This is a genomic window from Testudinibacter sp. 'clade 2', assembly GCF_006227735.1.
In the GTDB taxonomy this organism is placed as follows: Bacteria; Pseudomonadota; Gammaproteobacteria; order Enterobacterales; family Pasteurellaceae; genus Chelonobacter.
Genome location: NZ_VDHB01000096.1, coordinates 1 through 16,325, shown reverse-complemented (window position 1 = coordinate 16,325; position 16,325 = coordinate 1). Strand labels below are relative to the sequence as shown.

The window sequence follows — 16,325 nt, the reverse complement described above, 5'->3', positions numbered from 1 at the left end:
AATTGACCATTCGTGTTTCTGGTTATGCAGTGCGTTTCAACTCGCTGACACAAGAACAACAATGCGACGTTATCGCGCGTACTTTCACTGAAAGTTTGTAATCCATTCGCTGAACTGACTGGTTATACATCAAACCGCCATTGGCAAAATAGCCAATGGCGGTTTTTTTGCTTCAATTTTAGGATCTGTTGATCTTTATTTAAATCCAAATATCCAAAATGAATGAATTTAATTCATCAATCTATACACCGTTTATACTGTTCCAAATGACGATTATTTCTTATACTACACATAGGGCGTAATATTTCATTCATTCATTTAAGGAAAAAATATGACTTTTACTGTACGCGGCTTTGCCGCACTGGATACTCAAAGCGATTTAGTTCCTTTCAGTTTTGAACGTCGTGAGCCGCTGGCACAAGACGTTGAAATTGAAATTTTATATTGTGGCGTTTGCCATTCCGATTTGCATACCGCAAAAAACGATTGGGGCGGCACAGTTTACCCAGCAGTGCCCGGACATGAGATCGTCGGGCGGGTAACTCGTGTCGGCAAAAACGTCAGCAAATTCCAAGTCGGTGACTTGGCTGCGGTCGGTTGTCTGGTTGATTCTTGCCGCAACTGCTCCAGTTGCCAGCAAGATCTGGAACAATATTGCTTAAACGGCTTTACCGGCACCTATAATGATCCCGACAAGCATCTGGCAAACCAACGTACTTACGGCGGATATTCAGAAAAAGTGGTGGTTGACGAACATTTTGTACTGAAAGTGCCGAGCCATTTGGATCTAGCCGCCACCGCACCGTTGCTGTGTGCAGGCATCACCACTTGGTCGCCGTTGCGTCACTGGAATGTCGGCTCCGGCAGCAAAGTCGCAGTGGTCGGCTTGGGCGGATTGGGTCACATGGCAATTAAGTTGGCAAAAGGTTTGGGGGCGGAAGTCACGCTGTTTTCCCGCTCGCCAAATAAAAGCCAAGATGCACTGGATTTGGGCGCCGATCATGTGGTGATCTCCACTGACAAACAACAAATGCAGGCGGTAAAAGGTGAATTTGATTTGATTATCGACACCGTGCCTTATGTGCATGATATTAATCCGTATGTTGCTACTTTAAACATCAGTGGCACACTGGTTCTGGTTGGCTATCTAGGTCCACTGGATCCGTTCTTGAACACCGTACCGATGATTTTGGGCAGAAAATCGGTTGCCGGCTCCGTGATCGGCGGCATTGCCGAAACCCAAGAGATGCTAGATTTCTGTGGAAAACATAATATTGTTTCCGATATTGAGCTGATCAAAATGCAAGACATCAACACTGCCTATCAACGCATGCTGAAAAGCGATGTCAAATACCGGTTTGTGATTGATATGGCATCATTAAAAAATGGATAATTCCGTTAAAATTTGAGTTATACCTTGTATAAAAAATCAAATCGTTGATAATAAATTCTAGGGTCTGTTGATCTTTGTCAATAATCTGGGGCGGATATACAATCCGCCTCTACTTTGCCTTATCAGCTATTTTGTCGATAAACCGGCTGCTTTTTTAAGCAGTCTTTTTGATCCGTGCCTTATTTTGTGGAGTATGATTTTTATGGCGAATCCCGCGTTACCTGACATCGGCAGCCCGATGTTTTATGGGATATTTTCGGTTGTGGTAGTCCTTATGTTGGCGATTGATCTGTTGAGCTTGAAAAAAAGCGGAGTACACAAGGTCAGCGTCAAAGAAGCGATGTGGTGGAGCGTGGTTTGGGTGACGGTCTCCTGCTTATTTGCTCTGTGGCTGTATTTCGAACTGGCTGGCAACCCGGTTTACGGCAAGAAATTCGCTGCAGAAAAAGTGATGGAGTTTCTGACCGGATACGTATTGGAAAAATCCTTATCGGTGGATAATCTATTTGTCTTCTTAATGATTTTCAGCTATTTCAAAGTGCCTCCGCAATATCAGCACAAAGTGTTGTTATACGGCGTGCTCGGCGCCATCATCATGCGTACAGTGATGATTGGCATAGGTGCCATTCTGATTCGTGAATATGAATGGATTTTATATATTTTCGGCGCTTTCTTAATCTACAGCGGATTTAAAATCTTCACTGCAAAAGATGAAGGAGACGGTGAAGATCTGGCGAAAAATGCCTTACTCAACTGGTTACGCCGCCGCCTGCCGCTAAGCCAACATTTCAACGGCGAGAAATTCTTTACTGTTGAGAACGGTAAACGCCTGTTCACGCCACTGGTGTTGGTGTTGATTATGGTGGAATTAAGCGACGTCGTGTTTGCCGTAGACAGCATTCCGGCGGTATTTGCCGTCACCACCGATCCGTTTATCGTGCTGACCTCGAATATTTTCGCCATTCTTGGCTTGCGCGCGATGTACTTCGTATTGGCAGACATTGCCGATCGTTTTGTTTATCTCAAATACGGTTTAGCTGTGATTTTGATCTTTATCGGAACAAAAATGCTGCTGGTGATGGCTGGGATCCATATGCCAATCGCACTGTCGATGGCAATGGTATTCATGATTTTAATTGTATCGATTTTAGCTTCGCTCAGAAAAAAAGTACTTTAAACCCCTTGTATAACAAAAAACCCACTAACCTATAAAATTAGTGGGTTCATCATAGGGTCTGATTACAGTGAATCTGCGTTTTTCTTCAAGTAGCTGGCAACACCTTCAGGGTTGTCTTTCATACCTTCTTTGCCTTTTTCCCACTGTGCAGGGCAAACCTCACCGTGTTCTTCGTGGAATTGCAGTGCATCGACCATACGCAGCATTTCATCAATATTACGCCCCAGTGGCAAATCATTCACCACTTGATGGCGAACCACACCGTGTTTGTCAATCAAGAAAGAGGCACGCAGTGCAACACCGGCTTCAGGGTGTTCGATGCCGTAAGCTTTGGAAATATCGTGTTTCACATCAGCTACCATCGCGTATTGCACTTCACCGATTCCGCCTTTTTCAGTCGAAGTCTTACGCCACGCATTGTGGGTGAATTGTGAATCGATCGATACACCGACGACTTCCACGCCACGCGCTTGAAACTCTTTGTAACGGTGATCAAATGCGATCAACTCTGACGGACAAACGAAAGTAAAATCCAAAGGCCAGAAAAACACCACTGCCGGTTTGCCGGAAATGTGGCGTTTGAAGTTAAAATTATCGACGATTTCACCGTTACCTAAAACAGCAGAAGCAGTAAAATCAGGGGCTTGACGAGTAACTAAAACCATAATTTCTCCTTAATGTATTGAATCAAATATTAATTTATATTCCATTTAGCCTAGTTTTTTAAAAAAGTAATACTTTTAAGCTAATCCATTAGACTTTTTATAGTATAAACAAATAAAAGTCAAAAGTCGTGATCTATATCACACTATTTTTGTCATTGGTTAAAGCTATCTGATACAAAACTTGCTTAAACGGTTGCTTCACCCTGTCATAACGATTATCTTATTTATCACCAAATGCGAATAACCGCACTTTTGATCCAATATACAAGGATTTTTATGGCTGACTCCGATACACATTTTAAAACTGCAACACGATTGGTACACAGTGGCCGTCAAACCCGCTATACCCAACATGGCGTTAATCCGGTGATCCAGCGTGCATCTTCCCTCATTTTTGACACCCTGAACGATAAAAAACAGGCGACGATCCAACGCGCTAACGGCAGCCTGTTTTATGGACGGCGCGGCACCTTGACCCATTTTGCCCTGCAAGACGCAATGTGCGATTTAGAGGGCGGTGTCGGTTGCTATCTCTTCCCTTGTGGTGCGGCAGCAGTGACCAACACCATTTTAGCGTTTGTAAAAAGCGGCGATCATCTGCTGATGAGCGGAGCAGTTTATGAACCGACACAGGATTTTTGCAATCATGTGCTGAGCCGTTTCAATGTCGAAACCAGCTACTATGATCCGCTGATCGGTGCTGAAATCGCCGCATTGGTACGCCCAAATACTCGAGTACTGTTTTTGGAATCACCAAGTTCGCTGACCATGGAGGTACCGGATATTCCAAGCATTGTGCGTGCTGTACGGGCTATCAATCCTGAAATCGTGATTATGATTGATAACACTTGGAGTGGCGGCTTGCTATTTAAAGCGTTGCAACAAGATATTGATATTTCAATCCAAGCCGGCACCAAATATCTGGTCGGACATTCCGATGCGATGATCGGCACAGCGGTTGCCAATGCCCGTTGTTGGGATCAATTGCGCGAAAATGCTTATCTGATGGGGCAAATGGTTGATGCCGACACCGCTTATGTCACGGCTCGCGGACTACGCACATTGGGAATCCGTCTAAAACAACACCATGAAAGCAGCCTGAAAATTGCCGAATGGCTGGCACAACGGCAAGAAGTACGGACAGTTTTTCACCCGGCACTGCCGAGCTGCCCCGGTCATGCGTTTTTTAAACGGGATTTCAGTGGCAGCAGCGGCTTGTTTTCGTTTGAATTAAAACAAAAATTAAATCAACAGCAATTGGACGCTTTTTTTAACCATTTTCAATTGTTTACCATGGCATATTCATGGGGCGGCTTCGAATCGCTGATTCTGCATAACCAACCGGAAGAGATTGCTAAAATTCGTCCCAACATCAGCCGTAAACTGCAAGGAACCTTGATTCGGGTACATATCGGCTTGGAAGATTGTGACGATTTGATAGCTGATTTACAAGCCGGCTTTGAACGAATGAATACATTGACATAGTACATTTGACCGCACTTTCCGCTACCCAGTGCGGTCAAACAAGGTATTTTAGCGCATTTCCGCTTTTGTTTTATCACTGCTGAACACGCTGGCGCTCAACGTTGATTTCAGGGTTGATAACAACTCTTGATGAATGCTGCTCAAACGGGGTTTTTCATCGGCTTGAAATGCCAGTGGGCGACAAAACTCCATGGTTTTAATCCCCAAACGAGCCGTCAACAAGCCGACACCCAGCCCTTGTGCCGCACGGGCGGAGAGTTTTGCCATCAGGTCTTTTGACAACCAATCCATACCAATGTCATGCACCAGTTCAGTAGCACCGGCAAATGCCATATTCAGCAACACCATGCGCAATAGTCGGATACGACTGAAATAGCCTAGCTCAATACCATACAGCGCGGCAATTTTATTGATTAACGCCAAATTACGCCACGCCACAAAAAACAGATCGACCACCGCCAACGGACTGATACCGACCACAATCGCCGCTTCTGCCGCAGCTTTGCTCACCAAACTGCGTGCTTGGCGATCCCGATCACTCAGCACATTTTGGCTGAACAGATAGCCCACCTCTTCGGCTGTGTGTACCTCACTGAGCTGTTTTTGCCATTGTTGCAAACGCAGATCATCTTTAGCCAGCTGCATATTCTCGGCAATCTGCAAACAGAGCCGTTGCGCCTGCTCTCCGCTTTGCTGCGCTGAGCCAACCGCACTTTGTTGATACAGCGGTTGATACAGCGCTCTACTCTGCTGCTGCAAACGTAGTAAGCGTTTTAATTTAAACAAACGTCTGAATTCATTCCCCAGCGCAACCACGCCTAAGATCACGACTGAAAACGTGACGATGGCAAATGCGAAATGAATCCATTGATTCTGCTGCCAACTGTCCAGCAGCCACTGCACCGATTGCGCCACCACTGCGATTAAAAACAGCCCGGCGGTCACCATCAGGGCGGTTTTCCACCAACGAGGCTGTGGCGCTATGTTGCGTTGAATTTGTTGCTCAAAGCTGGTTTCATTATCCAATCCGCTCAGATTGTTCTCGCTCTCGACGTCGTCAAAAATCTCATCGGTGGCAAACTCTTTCTTCTGCTGCAAATTCGGCTGTTCAGACTGCATTTGTCCGTCTTCTATTAACGATTCAAAATATTTTTTAGTCATATCAACAACCCCTAATTAATCCAGTTTATCCGCCAACAAAAATTGCAACACTGTATCCATTCTCAAGTGCGGTATCCGTTCTGCTTCCAGTGGCAACGGCTCGAATTGGTCAAATTCAAAGCGATTTTGCTGCCAAAAATCGACATTTGGCAAACGTGACGGCACACTGCCCGGAAATAGCGTCACCATCTGTTTATCTTTGCTACGAACCCCTTGCAACGCTTTCACCATCTGCCCGTTATCTTTCACTACCACCGGCTTAGTCGCCCGGATCGAAGCAATAGCGGCATAATCATTTTTTACACCGGCAAAATTAACGTGTTGCCCACCCTCTTGCACCAATTGCCGCATCAAACTGATTAAGTTCGGCAGTTGATCGACAGTGACATGATCGGCTTTACTGGCAACAAACAACAGCTTGTCAATCTGCGGCGCAAACAAGCGATGCAGCAAAGTGCGGTTGCCGTAGTGAAAATTACTGAACAGTTGCCGCAAGCTCTCTTTGGTTTCATTAAAAGCCTGCTGGCTATAATTCAGCGGTGTCAGGCAATCCGCCAAAATAATTTGGCGATCGAATTTGCTGAAGTATTTTTGATAAAAGCGTTTGACGATTTTTTCGCGATAATATTCGTAGCGTTTTTGCAGCAGTGCAAAATAGCTATCATGACCACTCTTTTTTTCCAACTCTTGCCATTGCTGCGGCGACAATTGGGTCAACGGGAAGAATTGCAGTGCCGGCGCACCTTGATATTCTCCCGGCAACACAAAATGTCCCGGTTGAATGAATTGCAGCCCCTGCGCTTTGCATTCGAACAGATAATCGGTATAACTTTTCGCCAACCGTGCCAAAACTTCTTCATCGGCTTTGGCGCTTAAATCCAGCGCTGCCACTTGCTTCAACCAGTCTTGCGCCAACTGTTGTCGCACACCGAAATCCAGTTTTTGCAAACTTTGTGACCACTGTTTAAACGAGGTTTCCAATAACGGTAAATCGAGCAGCCATTCGCCCGGATAATCAAAAATATCCAGATACAACGTGCCTTCTTGCTTGAGATGACGCAACAAACCATCACTGCGACGGAAACGAATCGCCAAACGGATTTCGCCCACGCCACGCGTCGAAGTCGGCCAAACGGGCGGCTGTTGTTTCAGGCACGCCAAATTGGTTTCGTAATCAAAGCGCGGAATACTCCAGTTTTCTTGATCAACCCGCTTGACCGCCATAATTTGTTTGTTGCGGGCAGCAGCAAACAACGGCAGGTGGCTGTTGTCATACTGGTCAAGGGTCAAAAGTTGGTTGACCAGACTGGTGATAAACGCCGTTTTTCCGCTCTGGCTCAAGCCGGTGACGGCAAGGCGCAAAGTGCGGTCAAAACCACGGTTCACCCAGTCGCTCAGTTCGCGTTTTACCGAATGTTGGATTGAAGCAAACATTAAATTAAACCTGTATTATCGTCATGGTTACGGCGTTGGGCGTTTAAAATCGCTCGAACGGGTGTAATTTTCCAGCTGTCCGATGCGGCGTGTCAGCATGGTGAACTCCATCTCTAAATCCACCAATTTTTGATTGGCACTCGCCCCTGCCTGCCAAGTTTTCTCTTTTAATGGCGTTTGATCGAACAGCGATTGGTACGGATCTTGCTGATAATAACTGTCGGGTACTTTGTCCAACACCAGCGCTGCGGCGACATAAGCAATCAACATCACAAAATAGCCGCCAAACAAAAACAGCAACACGGCAATCAGCCGCACCACCCACGTTTCCAAACCGCTGGCTTTCGCCAAACCGACACACACGCCGGAGATGATACCTTGTTGTGGATAACGATAAATCATGATTATCTCCTCAGCAGGTTACTGCGACTTGCGCCAGTCTGGCTGCCGATAGTCCAGCAACGCTTCCAGTTGTTCAACCCGTTGACGCAATGCTTTCGCCTGTTCATTCAACTGTTGGATCTTAGCTTTATCTTCCATAGTCAACCCCGCACCGATTTGCTGCTTGCTTTTGTAGTGCATATACAGCCAAAACGGCAACACCAACAGGCAGAAAATAAACGCAGAAATTGATAACATCACAATTGTCCAAAACATAAACATTCTCCTTTGACAACCCGTTACAATATTAAATTATGCCTGACAATCAAATCGGCATAAAGAAAATAGCATTCTCCGACAAGATAAATTACAATTTAACTCTATTTTATTAAGCCAGTATTAAGCCATGTGTTTATATAAAAAAGTGCGGTTCTGTTTTTTCAGTTTATTCCTAAACTTAGCAGCTTTCAGTTTGCTCAGTCACAGCGTGTCGGCCGCGCCGCGTATTCCCGATGAACTACTGAATAATGGCTTGATCTACTGCACTCACTCTACAGGCTTCTCGTTTAATCCGCAAACAGTGGATGTCGGCACCAGTATGAATGTGGTGACAGAACAGATTTATAACAAGCTTTTTGATATAAAAAATGATAAAAGCAAAAAGATTATTCCAGCCTTGGCAACCGGCTACCGTTTTTCCGATAACCAAAAAACCCTATTAATCAATTTACGCAAAGGGGTAAAATTTCATCAAACAACCTGGTTTACCCCTAGTCGTGACCTGAATGCCGATGATGTGGTGTTTTCCCTGAACCGAGTGTTGGGGCGGTTGTATTCCTATCCGACGCCGGAACAAGAACATAACCGTCAACAAAATAACCCGCAATATCAGATCTATTACGATCTGGCGCGCCAAAACCGTTATCCGTATTTTGACAGCATTGATTTCAACGGCAAAATTGCCAGCGTCAGTGCAGTTTCGCCCTATCAGGTGAAAATTGAATTGAACGCACCGGACTCTTCGATTCTGGATCATCTTGCCAGCCAATATGCCGTGATTCTGTCACAAGAATATGCCTTGCAACTGAGCGCCGATGACAATATCGCTCAACTGGATACCCTGCCAGTCGGCACCGGGGCTTATCAAGTCAGCGACTATTTTCGTAACCAATATGTCAGATTGCAGCGCAACGATAATTATTGGGGCAAAAAGAGCGGTATTAAAACCGTCGTGGTTGATCTATCCAGCAGTCGATCCGGTCGGTTAGAAAAAATGTTGAACCAAGAATGCGATATCATGGCATTTCCCGAAGCCAGTCAGGTAGAAAACCTACTCTCGGACAAACAGCGCTTTGAGTCGATCTCGGTGGACGGCATGAACCTGGCTTTTTTAGCATTTAATATGAATCAGCCGTTGGCTCAAAATACCACCTTGCGCATTGCACTGGCGCAAGCGATTAACCGTGAACGCCTTGTCAAACAAATCTATTTTGACACCGCTGAAGTCGCCAATACCATCATTCCAAAAAGTTCGTGGGCATCACAATTCAATATGCGCGCTTTCGCCTACGATTATCAGCCGGAAATTGCTAAACAGTTTTTACAAGATAAAAAATTGACCCTGAACTTTTGGGTGCTGACCGACAATCAGGTGTACAACCCTAATCCGGTGAAAATGGCAGAGATGATCCGCTTTGATTTGGCGCAAGCCGGGGTTCAGGTCAAGATGAAATATTTACAACGCAACGAATTAGAGCATTTGCTACTGTCGGGGCAAGACGACTACCACATCATTCTCGGCGGCTGGCTAGCGGGCAGTCTTGACCCGGACGGTTTTTTACGTCCGATTTTGAGCTGTAATACCAACAATGCGCATACCAATATTGCCAATTGGTGCAGTCAAGCATTCGATCAGGTGTTGGATCGTGCGCTGAAAACACCGATGCAAATTTCACGCGCTTTAGATTATGATATTGCACAGCAATATGCGCTCAATCAAGTGCCGTTGCTGCCGATTGCCAATGTCAAACGCTTGATGATTTATCATAATCGGGTACAAAATATGAATATGTCACCGCTCGGCACACTGCGTTTTGCCGAACTGGAACTGCGGCAGGAGAAATAAACGATGCTATTACATTTTCTTCGCCGTGCCTTGCTGACCTTGATCACGCTGTTTATTCTGTCGCTGATCAGCTATCACATTTTGATGCGTGACCCGCTGAATGCGATTCTTGCCAAACCGCACTTTTACTCCGGCTATCTCAACTATATGCAGCACCTGTTCTCCGGCGATCTTGGCATCAGCTATTTGGACGGGCAGCCTTTATTGGATCAAATTTTGGCAGTTTTCCCTGCAACGATCGAATTGTGTATCTTTGCATTGTTTCTGGCGATGTTGCTCGGACTGCCGCTCGGCTTTTGGGGAGCATTCAATGCTAAGAACTGGCTGGGCAAAAGTATCCGTTTCGGTTCGGCGTTCGGGATCTCGTTGCCGATATTTTGGATTGCGCCTATCGTGTTATATTTTGCTGCCAGCTATCAATGGGAAATTTCCGCCATCGGGCAGTACTATCCGCTGTATCAAATCAAGACCATCACCGGCTTTGCCAGTATTGATGTCTGGTTTGGTGAACACCCTTACCAACTGAAAATTATCCAAAACGTGTTTCAGCACTTGGCATTACCGGTGTTGGTGTTGACGATTGCACCGCTGATGGAAATTATTCAATTGACCCAAAACCGTGCCGAAAAAGTGCTCAGCGAAAACTATGTCAAAGTGGCAGAAACCCGTGGTTGGTCAAAAGTGAAAATTGCACGTATTATCTTGCTCAGAAATACCTTGCCACCGCTGATGCCGCAACTAACTCGCACTTTTACCATGCTGTTGGCAATGTGTATGCTGATCGAAAATATTTTTAGCTGGCCGGGCATCGGACAATGGCTGATCAATGCGGTGGAACAGCAAGATTACAATGCCATCTCCGCCGGTATGATGATTATCGGTTTATTCATTATCCTGATTAACATGTTCAGCGGTTTTTTAATGTTTATCTCAGATCCGTTTAATCGCAAAGGTTGGTATGTTAGATAAAGAGCCTGAAGAGTTTCGCTTCACTTCGCCTGTGGCGGAGATTTGGCGACTTTTTCGTCGTAATAAAGTAGCGCTGATGTGCGGCTATCTGCTGTTAGCGTTATTGTCGCTGATGTTTTTTGCGCCGCTGGTTGCACCCCATGACATCAATATGCAGTTTGTCGGGCAAGAGCTGTTGCCGCCGTCGTGGAACAGCGAAGGCAAAATCAGTTTCTTTCTGGGCACCGATGATCTGGGACGCGATCTACTCAGTCGGATTATCGTCGGGCTGCGCTATACCTTTGGCGGCAGCTTAATCGTGGCGCTGCTCACGCTATTAATCGGTGGGGCATTAGGCGTGATCGCCGGTACCGGACAAGGAATTAAATCAAATATCTTGGGGCATTTTCTAGACGCTTTTCTGTCGATTCCGATTTTGTTATTGGCGATCATCATCGCCACCTTGCGCCAACCCAGCCTGCTGAATGCCATTTTGGCAATTTTGCTGGCTTCACTGCCCTATTTTATCCATCAGGTCTATCTGGCATTACAAACCGAAATCAATAAAGAGTATGTGATTATGCTGCGCTTGGACGGTGCTTCCAAAGGCTATCTGATTAGCAAAGTGATGTTGCCGAATCTGCTGCCGGTTTTTATTCGTCTCACCAGCCGCATTTTTACCCTAGCGATGTTGGACATCAGCGCTCTGAGTTTTATCGCTCTCGGCGCACAACCGCCGCTGCCGGAGTGGGGCGCCCTGATTCGTGAGTCTATCGATCTGATTTATTTGGCTCCTTGGCTTTCGGTTCTGCCGGGTTTCGCCTTGATATTTGTGATTATTACCGCACTGTTATTCAGCGACGGCTTGGCAAAAGCGATTGAGCGCTACTACCATAAAACATAAGCGTGAAACAGCAGCGAAAAACATAGAAATCAGTGTAAAATAGAAGCCGATTTAATTAAGGACCAATTATGGCATTACTGGATATCCGTAATCTAACCGTTGAAGTCAATACTCCACAAGGTAAAGTAAAAATGATCGACAACCTTAACCTGACGGTTAACGAAGGCGACATTTGCGGTTTGATCGGCGAATCCGGCTCCGGTAAAAGCTTGGTTGCCAAGATTATCTGCAACTCCGCCAAACCTTCTTGGACAATTACCGCTGATCGCTTTCGCTTTAATGATATCGAATTACTAAAATTAAACCCGAAGAAAAGACGCAAACTGATCGGCAAAGAAATTGCGATGGTTTTTCAGGATCCGCTCTCTTGTCTGGATCCCAGTCGTAAAATCGGTAAACAGTTGCGCAATGCGATTCCCTCGTTTTCTTACAAGGGCTCAGGCTGGAAATGGTGGCGTTGGTTCGGTTGGAAAAACCGTAAAGTCATCGAGCTGTTGCATCGAATCGGCATTAAAGACCACCAAGATATTATGCGCAGTTACCCGTTTGAAATCACCGAAGGTGAAGCACAAAAAGTGATGGTTGCCATGGCTGTCATCAACCAACCACGCCTATTGGTCGCAGACGAACCGACTCACGCCTTGGAAGCCACCACCCAGTTGCAGGTTTTCAAACTGCTTTCCAGCATGAATCAAAACCTGAATACCACTATTTTGTTAACCAGCAACGAGTTGAAAACCGTCAGCGAATGGTGCGATTGCTTTACGATTGTCTATTGTGGACAAACGGTCGAAAGCGGCAGCAGACAAGCTATCTTAGAAAAACCGCACCACCCTTACACCGTGTCATTGCTCAACTCCATCCCGGATTTCAGCCAACCTTTGGCATTAAAAAGCCATTTAAACACTTTGCGCGGTAGCGTACCGTTGCTGAATAACCTGCCGGTCGGCTGCCGGCTCGGTCCACGCTGTCCGTTTGCACAAAAAAAATGTATACAAAAACCACCACTCAAAAAAATTAAGCAGCACGAATTTGCCTGTTATTTTCCGCTGAATATCCGTGAACATGAAAATATCCAGCATAATAACGCCTTTACTCCGTTGACCATTACCGAAACAAGTGAACACGCATAATGGAAAAACCACAAATCAATTCTGACCGCTATTTATTGCAAGTGGAAGATCTCAGCAAATCTTTCCGTGATCACAATGCCTTCTGGCATAGTGGCTCTTTTGCTGCCGTCTGCGATATTTCATTCAGCCTGGAAAAAGGCACGACACTGGCGATTGTCGGGGCTAACGGCTCCGGCAAATCTACGTTGGCAAAGATGATCAGTGGTGTCACCAAACCAACCAAAGGACGAATTTTGTTTAAAGGTCGCGAGTTGGAGTTTGGCGATTACCAGTCACGCTGTCGCCATATTCGCATGGTGTTTCAAGACCCCGACAACAGCCTGATACCGCACTTGAACATTGGGCAAGTGTTGGATACGCCACTGCGCTTGAGCACCCCATGGGACGAAGAACAACGTAACCAAAAAATTTATCAGACCTTGCGCTTGGTCGGCATCTCGCCCGACCACGCCAATATCCCGATTTACACCCTGTCGCAAAGCCAAAAACAGCGGGTCGCACTGGCACGAGCGGTGATTCTGGAGCCGGAAATTCTGGTGTTGGACAATGCGTTGTCTTCAATGGACGCTTCGGTAAAAACCCAGCTGATTAATTTGCTGCTTAACTTACAAAAACAATTGGGGATTTCCTACATCTATCTGGGGCAGCATGTGGGGATTATCAAACACATTTCGGATAATATTCTGGTGATGAAAGCCGGGCATATGGTGGAATACGGTAATACCCGCGAAGTATTGACCAATCCGGCTGACGACTTCACCCGCCGTCTGATCGAAAGCCACTTTGGACACGCCTTAGACGCTTCCGCTTGGGAACCGGATTCAGCCATTTTTGAATAACCAGACGTTAAACCGTCTAGGCGCTATTAAAGCAAGGTATCAAAGTGCGGTATTGAGGCAGATAATATTGAAACAATAACGCCGACAACATGTCGGCGTTGCTAAAACAGCCTCTAAGCACTCAGCGAGTTGAAAGTTGGAAAATCATACTTTCCGCTTGGCAACTGAATTCAAAATCCGCCTTCAGCAAATAGCCATCGCCAACCTTCGTAACCGCACTTTTGATTGTCGCAGGGTCACTTTCTGCTTGACGTGCTTTTTCGGTCAAATATTGCAGTGCTTCTTCAGCTTGCTGTTCAGTCGCATACACCTGCTCAAATTGTACTCCGCAATCTTCATTGTCGATAATCGTACCGACATCGACGCAACAACATACTTTACTCTCTTCTGCTTTACATTTTTGCTCTGTCATCATGTTCTCCAAATAGTCAAAATTGCCTCAAAGTGCTCGTATCTTATCACAAAACCGTACTATAAAAAATGTATAACAACTGATGTTGATACGCTAACTCAGCCAATACAATAGTAAATATGCGTTAATATCACATAAATAAACAAAAATATTTGCGCTAACGATCAGTATTGATTAGAATTCTTAACATTTTTACAACCTGATCATTTTTTATTTATTAATGGAACCTAATTATGTTTAAACTAAACAAATTGACTCAAACGCTACTCGCCACCAGCATCACCCTCTCCGCAGGCTATGCCTCTGCCGCGGCTTTTCAGCTGGCTGAAATCTCCACTTCCGGTTTGGGACGTGCGTATGCCGGTGATGCTGCGATTGCAGAAAACGCCTCCGTAGTCGCCGTCAACCCGGCATTAATGACCCAATTCAAACGCCCTGAAGTCTCGGTCGGCGGTATTTATATCAAACCTGACGTCAATTTGAACGGGAAAATTGATTCGGTTAACGGTATCCCAATGAGTGCTTATGCCGCAGCCGGGGTAAAAGATGACGCATCTCACAATAACATTGCCAAAGGCGGCTTAATTCCAAACCTATATTATGTGCACCCAATCAATGAAAAATTTGCTGTTGGCGGTGGTGTCAATGTCAATTATGGTTTGGCTACTGAATTTGGCTCCAGCTACTCGGCCGGTGTTTTCGCCGGAAAAACCGATTTAACCACTATCAATTTTAATCTGAGCGGGGCTTACCGTTTGAACCAAAACTGGAGTTTCGGTTTGGGCTTCAACGCAGTGTATGCCGATGCGTTGGTTGAACGCCACTTAGGGGTTCGTGGCACACTCGCTAATTTATCTCCGGCAACCCGCTCGCTAGGTTTATCCGAATCCACCGTGGCTGCCCGTTTGGAAGGTAAAGAGTGGGGCTATGGTTGGAATGCCGGTGTGGTGTATGAATTCAATGAGCGTAACCGTATCGGGCTTGCCTACCACTCTCATGTCGATATTGACTTTAAAGGTGATTTCTCCAATCAATTACCACTGGCAATGGGCGGAACTGCCGGTGCAGTAATTCCCGGTTCGTTAACCCTGAACCTGCCGGCTTACTGGGAAGTTGCCGGTTTTCACCGCTTAACCGACAAATTCGCCGTGTCTTACAGCTATAAACAAACGCTTTGGAGCCGCTTTAAAGAATTAGATGCCAAAGGCAATAACGGTAATCAGTTATTCCACAAAAATGAAAACTTTAAAGACGCTTCGCGGATTGCATTGGGTGTCAGCTATGATTTCAGCGAACAATTCACACTGCGTACCGGTATCGCCCATGACGAAAGCCCGGTACAAAAAGGCTACCACTCAATTTCCATTCCGGATGCTGACCGCACTTGGCTAAGTTTGGGCGCAACCTACCGCTTCACACCGGATCTGTCAGTGGATGTCGGCTACGCCCACCTCATTGCCAGCGACAACACCTTTACCGAAAATGAAAGCAATGTCAAAGCCACCTTTAATTCTAAATCGAAAGCCGATATTTACGGTCTGACCCTGAATTACCGCTTTTAATCTGCGCTAAAACAGGAAATAACGGCACAATCTGTAAAGCGCAGACTGTGCCATTTTTTTGAGGTTAATATGACAAACACCAATACAATTTACTACTGTTTTCACCCTTCCCCTGTCGGTAAGCTGTTATTATTGGTGAAAAATAATGCCTTAATTGGTATTGAATTTGAAAAAGAGCAACACCCAATTCAAGCGGCCTGGCAACAATCCGACACTCAACCGGTGCTGCTTGCCACTAAGATGGCGTTAGACCGTTATTTCAACGGCGAAAAAGAGCACTTTTCTAACATCCCACTGGCACCGCAAGGCACACCGTTTCAGCAACAGGTTTGGCAAGCGCTATTGGCAATTCCTTATGGACAATTCAGCAGCTACAGTGCGCTGGCACAACAAATCGGCAATCCCAAAGCGGTGCGTGCCGTAGGCGGTGCAGTCGGACGCAATCCAATCAGCATCATCATTCCGTGCCACCGTATTCTAGCAAAAAATAGTGCTCTCACCGGTTTTGGTGGTGGCTTGCCGGCAAAACGCTATCTATTACAACAAGAAAATATTGCCTATCTGGATCGCGGTATCGAATACGTCAAAGAAAAACAGCAGCGTTATTAGGGGCTGTTGATATAGGCTATTAAACTTAATAGCCTTAGACTGCTGACAAAGGTTAAAATACACGATTAATGTTGTAACAGTAGGGGGCGATTATATA

At 45.7% G+C, this 16,325-nt stretch carries 16 protein-coding genes and 1 pseudogene; 11 read left to right on the top strand and 6 right to left on the bottom strand.

The window, feature by feature from the left end:
* From FHQ30_RS08290 to FHQ30_RS08280, 3 genes and pseudogenes are all read left to right on the top strand, one after another.
* Positions 1-101 (top strand): annotated as a pseudogene (locus FHQ30_RS08290) (autonomous glycyl radical cofactor GrcA); the annotation flags it as partial.
* A 230-nt stretch (positions 102-331) separates the two neighbouring features.
* On the top strand, positions 332-1,393 hold the full coding sequence (locus FHQ30_RS08285) for an NAD(P)-dependent alcohol dehydrogenase (RefSeq protein WP_139611772.1): 1,062 nt from the start codon (positions 332-334) through the stop codon (positions 1,391-1,393).
* A 202-nt stretch (positions 1,394-1,595) separates the two neighbouring features.
* The gene (locus FHQ30_RS08280) at positions 1,596-2,570 is read left to right on the top strand and encodes a TerC family protein (RefSeq protein ID WP_139611771.1); all 975 of its coding nucleotides are present in this window, start codon (positions 1,596-1,598) and stop codon (positions 2,568-2,570) included.
* Positions 2,571-2,632: 62 nt separating this feature from the next.
* On the opposite strand, the gene FHQ30_RS08275 is transcribed toward FHQ30_RS08280, so the two are convergent.
* Positions 2,633-3,235, bottom strand: a complete 603-nt coding sequence (locus FHQ30_RS08275; protein ID WP_132964514.1) for a peroxiredoxin C — start codon at positions 3,233-3,235, stop codon at positions 2,633-2,635.
* A 276-nt stretch (positions 3,236-3,511) separates the two neighbouring features.
* On the opposite strand from FHQ30_RS08275, the gene metC reads away from it, so the two are divergent.
* On the top strand, positions 3,512-4,720 hold the full coding sequence (gene metC, locus FHQ30_RS08270) for a cystathionine beta-lyase (protein ID WP_267963846.1): 1,209 nt from the start codon (positions 3,512-3,514) through the stop codon (positions 4,718-4,720).
* Positions 4,721-4,768: 48 nt separating this feature from the next.
* On the opposite strand, the gene FHQ30_RS08265 is transcribed toward metC, so the two are convergent.
* The 4 genes from FHQ30_RS08265 to pspB are packed head-to-tail and all read right to left on the bottom strand — an operon-like array spanning position 4,769 to position 7,972.
* Positions 4,769-5,881 (bottom strand): YcjF family protein, encoded by a 1,113-nt coding sequence (locus tag FHQ30_RS08265; RefSeq protein WP_139611769.1) that lies wholly within the window; start codon positions 5,879-5,881, stop codon positions 4,769-4,771.
* Positions 5,882-5,896: 15 nt separating this feature from the next.
* Positions 5,897-7,315 (bottom strand): YcjX family GTP-binding protein, encoded by a 1,419-nt coding sequence (locus tag FHQ30_RS08260; RefSeq protein ID WP_442805692.1) that lies wholly within the window; start codon positions 7,313-7,315, stop codon positions 5,897-5,899.
* Between the two features lie 27 nt (positions 7,316-7,342).
* A complete protein-coding gene (pspC, locus tag FHQ30_RS08255) occupies positions 7,343-7,717 on the bottom strand; it encodes an envelope stress response membrane protein PspC (RefSeq protein WP_132964520.1) in 375 nt (124 codons plus the stop codon).
* 18 nt (positions 7,718-7,735) lie between these two features.
* Positions 7,736-7,972 (bottom strand): envelope stress response membrane protein PspB, encoded by a 237-nt coding sequence (gene pspB, locus FHQ30_RS08250; protein ID WP_157330447.1) that lies wholly within the window; start codon positions 7,970-7,972, stop codon positions 7,736-7,738.
* 130 nt (positions 7,973-8,102) lie between these two features.
* On the opposite strand from pspB, the gene FHQ30_RS08245 reads away from it, so the two are divergent.
* From FHQ30_RS08245 to FHQ30_RS08225, 5 genes are all read left to right on the top strand, one after another.
* Positions 8,103-9,821: an ABC transporter substrate-binding protein gene (locus FHQ30_RS08245; RefSeq protein ID WP_139611768.1), complete on the top strand. Its 1,719-nt coding sequence runs from the start codon at positions 8,103-8,105 to the stop codon at positions 9,819-9,821.
* Positions 9,822-9,824: 3 nt separating this feature from the next.
* Positions 9,825-10,790: an ABC transporter permease gene (locus tag FHQ30_RS08240; RefSeq protein WP_139611767.1), complete on the top strand. Its 966-nt coding sequence runs from the start codon at positions 9,825-9,827 to the stop codon at positions 10,788-10,790.
* Positions 10,780-11,673 carry an ABC transporter permease subunit gene (locus tag FHQ30_RS08235; RefSeq protein ID WP_139611766.1) on the top strand — a complete coding sequence of 298 codons (894 nt, stop codon included), beginning with the start codon at positions 10,780-10,782 and terminating at the stop codon, positions 11,671-11,673. Before FHQ30_RS08240 ends, FHQ30_RS08235 begins: the two co-directional genes overlap by 11 nt.
* Positions 11,674-11,741: 68 nt before the next feature.
* Positions 11,742-12,806: a peptide ABC transporter ATP-binding protein gene (locus tag FHQ30_RS08230; RefSeq protein WP_139611765.1), complete on the top strand. Its 1,065-nt coding sequence runs from the start codon at positions 11,742-11,744 to the stop codon at positions 12,804-12,806.
* Positions 12,806-13,645 carry a peptide ABC transporter ATP-binding protein gene (locus tag FHQ30_RS08225; protein ID WP_139611764.1) on the top strand — a complete coding sequence of 280 codons (840 nt, stop codon included), beginning with the start codon at positions 12,806-12,808 and terminating at the stop codon, positions 13,643-13,645. Before FHQ30_RS08230 ends, FHQ30_RS08225 begins: the two co-directional genes overlap by 1 nt.
* Positions 13,646-13,766: 121 nt before the next feature.
* Here the strand turns inward: FHQ30_RS08225 and FHQ30_RS08220 are convergent, their stop codons facing one another.
* Entirely contained in the window at positions 13,767-14,057 is a 291-nt protein-coding gene (locus tag FHQ30_RS08220; RefSeq protein WP_139611779.1) for a YfcZ/YiiS family protein, read from the bottom strand.
* A 233-nt stretch (positions 14,058-14,290) separates the two neighbouring features.
* Between FHQ30_RS08220 and FHQ30_RS08215 the strand changes: the two genes are divergently transcribed.
* Both FHQ30_RS08215 and FHQ30_RS08210 read left to right on the top strand, forming a co-directional pair.
* A complete protein-coding gene (locus FHQ30_RS08215; protein WP_139611763.1) occupies positions 14,291-15,619 on the top strand; it encodes an outer membrane protein transport protein in 1,329 nt (442 codons plus the stop codon).
* 69 nt (positions 15,620-15,688) lie between these two features.
* Complete coding sequence (locus tag FHQ30_RS08210; protein ID WP_139611762.1) at positions 15,689-16,228, top strand: methylated-DNA--[protein]-cysteine S-methyltransferase; 540 nt, start codon at positions 15,689-15,691, stop codon at positions 16,226-16,228.
* Positions 16,229-16,325: the final 97 nt, after the last annotated feature.

What these genes read in the sequence shown, in the direction of transcription:
- FHQ30_RS08285 (WP_139611772.1), top strand. Translation starts at nt 332, where the DNA reads ATGACTTTTACTGTACGCGGCTTTGCCGCACTGGATACTCAAAGCGAT.
- FHQ30_RS08280 (WP_139611771.1), top strand. Translation starts at nt 1,596, where the DNA reads ATGGCGAATCCCGCGTTACCTGACATCGGCAGCCCGATGTTTTATGGG.
- FHQ30_RS08275 (WP_132964514.1), bottom strand. Translation starts at nt 3,235, where the DNA reads ATGGTTTTAGTTACTCGTCAAGCCCCTGATTTTACTGCTTCTGCTGTT.
- metC (WP_267963846.1), top strand. Translation starts at nt 3,512, where the DNA reads ATGGCTGACTCCGATACACATTTTAAAACTGCAACACGATTGGTACAC.
- FHQ30_RS08265 (WP_139611769.1), bottom strand. Translation starts at nt 5,881, where the DNA reads ATGACTAAAAAATATTTTGAATCGTTAATAGAAGACGGACAAATGCAG.
- FHQ30_RS08260 (WP_442805692.1), bottom strand. Translation starts at nt 7,315, where the DNA reads ATGTTTGCTTCAATCCAACATTCGGTAAAACGCGAACTGAGCGACTGG.
- pspC (WP_132964520.1), bottom strand. Translation starts at nt 7,717, where the DNA reads ATGATTTATCGTTATCCACAACAAGGTATCATCTCCGGCGTGTGTGTC.
- pspB (WP_157330447.1), bottom strand. Translation starts at nt 7,972, where the DNA reads ATGTTTTGGACAATTGTGATGTTATCAATTTCTGCGTTTATTTTCTGC.
- FHQ30_RS08245 (WP_139611768.1), top strand. Translation starts at nt 8,103, where the DNA reads ATGTGTTTATATAAAAAAGTGCGGTTCTGTTTTTTCAGTTTATTCCTA.
- FHQ30_RS08240 (WP_139611767.1), top strand. Translation starts at nt 9,825, where the DNA reads ATGCTATTACATTTTCTTCGCCGTGCCTTGCTGACCTTGATCACGCTG.
- FHQ30_RS08235 (WP_139611766.1), top strand. Translation starts at nt 10,780, where the DNA reads ATGTTAGATAAAGAGCCTGAAGAGTTTCGCTTCACTTCGCCTGTGGCG.
- FHQ30_RS08230 (WP_139611765.1), top strand. Translation starts at nt 11,742, where the DNA reads ATGGCATTACTGGATATCCGTAATCTAACCGTTGAAGTCAATACTCCA.
- FHQ30_RS08225 (WP_139611764.1), top strand. Translation starts at nt 12,806, where the DNA reads ATGGAAAAACCACAAATCAATTCTGACCGCTATTTATTGCAAGTGGAA.
- FHQ30_RS08220 (WP_139611779.1), bottom strand. Translation starts at nt 14,057, where the DNA reads ATGACAGAGCAAAAATGTAAAGCAGAAGAGAGTAAAGTATGTTGTTGC.
- FHQ30_RS08215 (WP_139611763.1), top strand. Translation starts at nt 14,291, where the DNA reads ATGTTTAAACTAAACAAATTGACTCAAACGCTACTCGCCACCAGCATC.
- FHQ30_RS08210 (WP_139611762.1), top strand. Translation starts at nt 15,689, where the DNA reads ATGACAAACACCAATACAATTTACTACTGTTTTCACCCTTCCCCTGTC.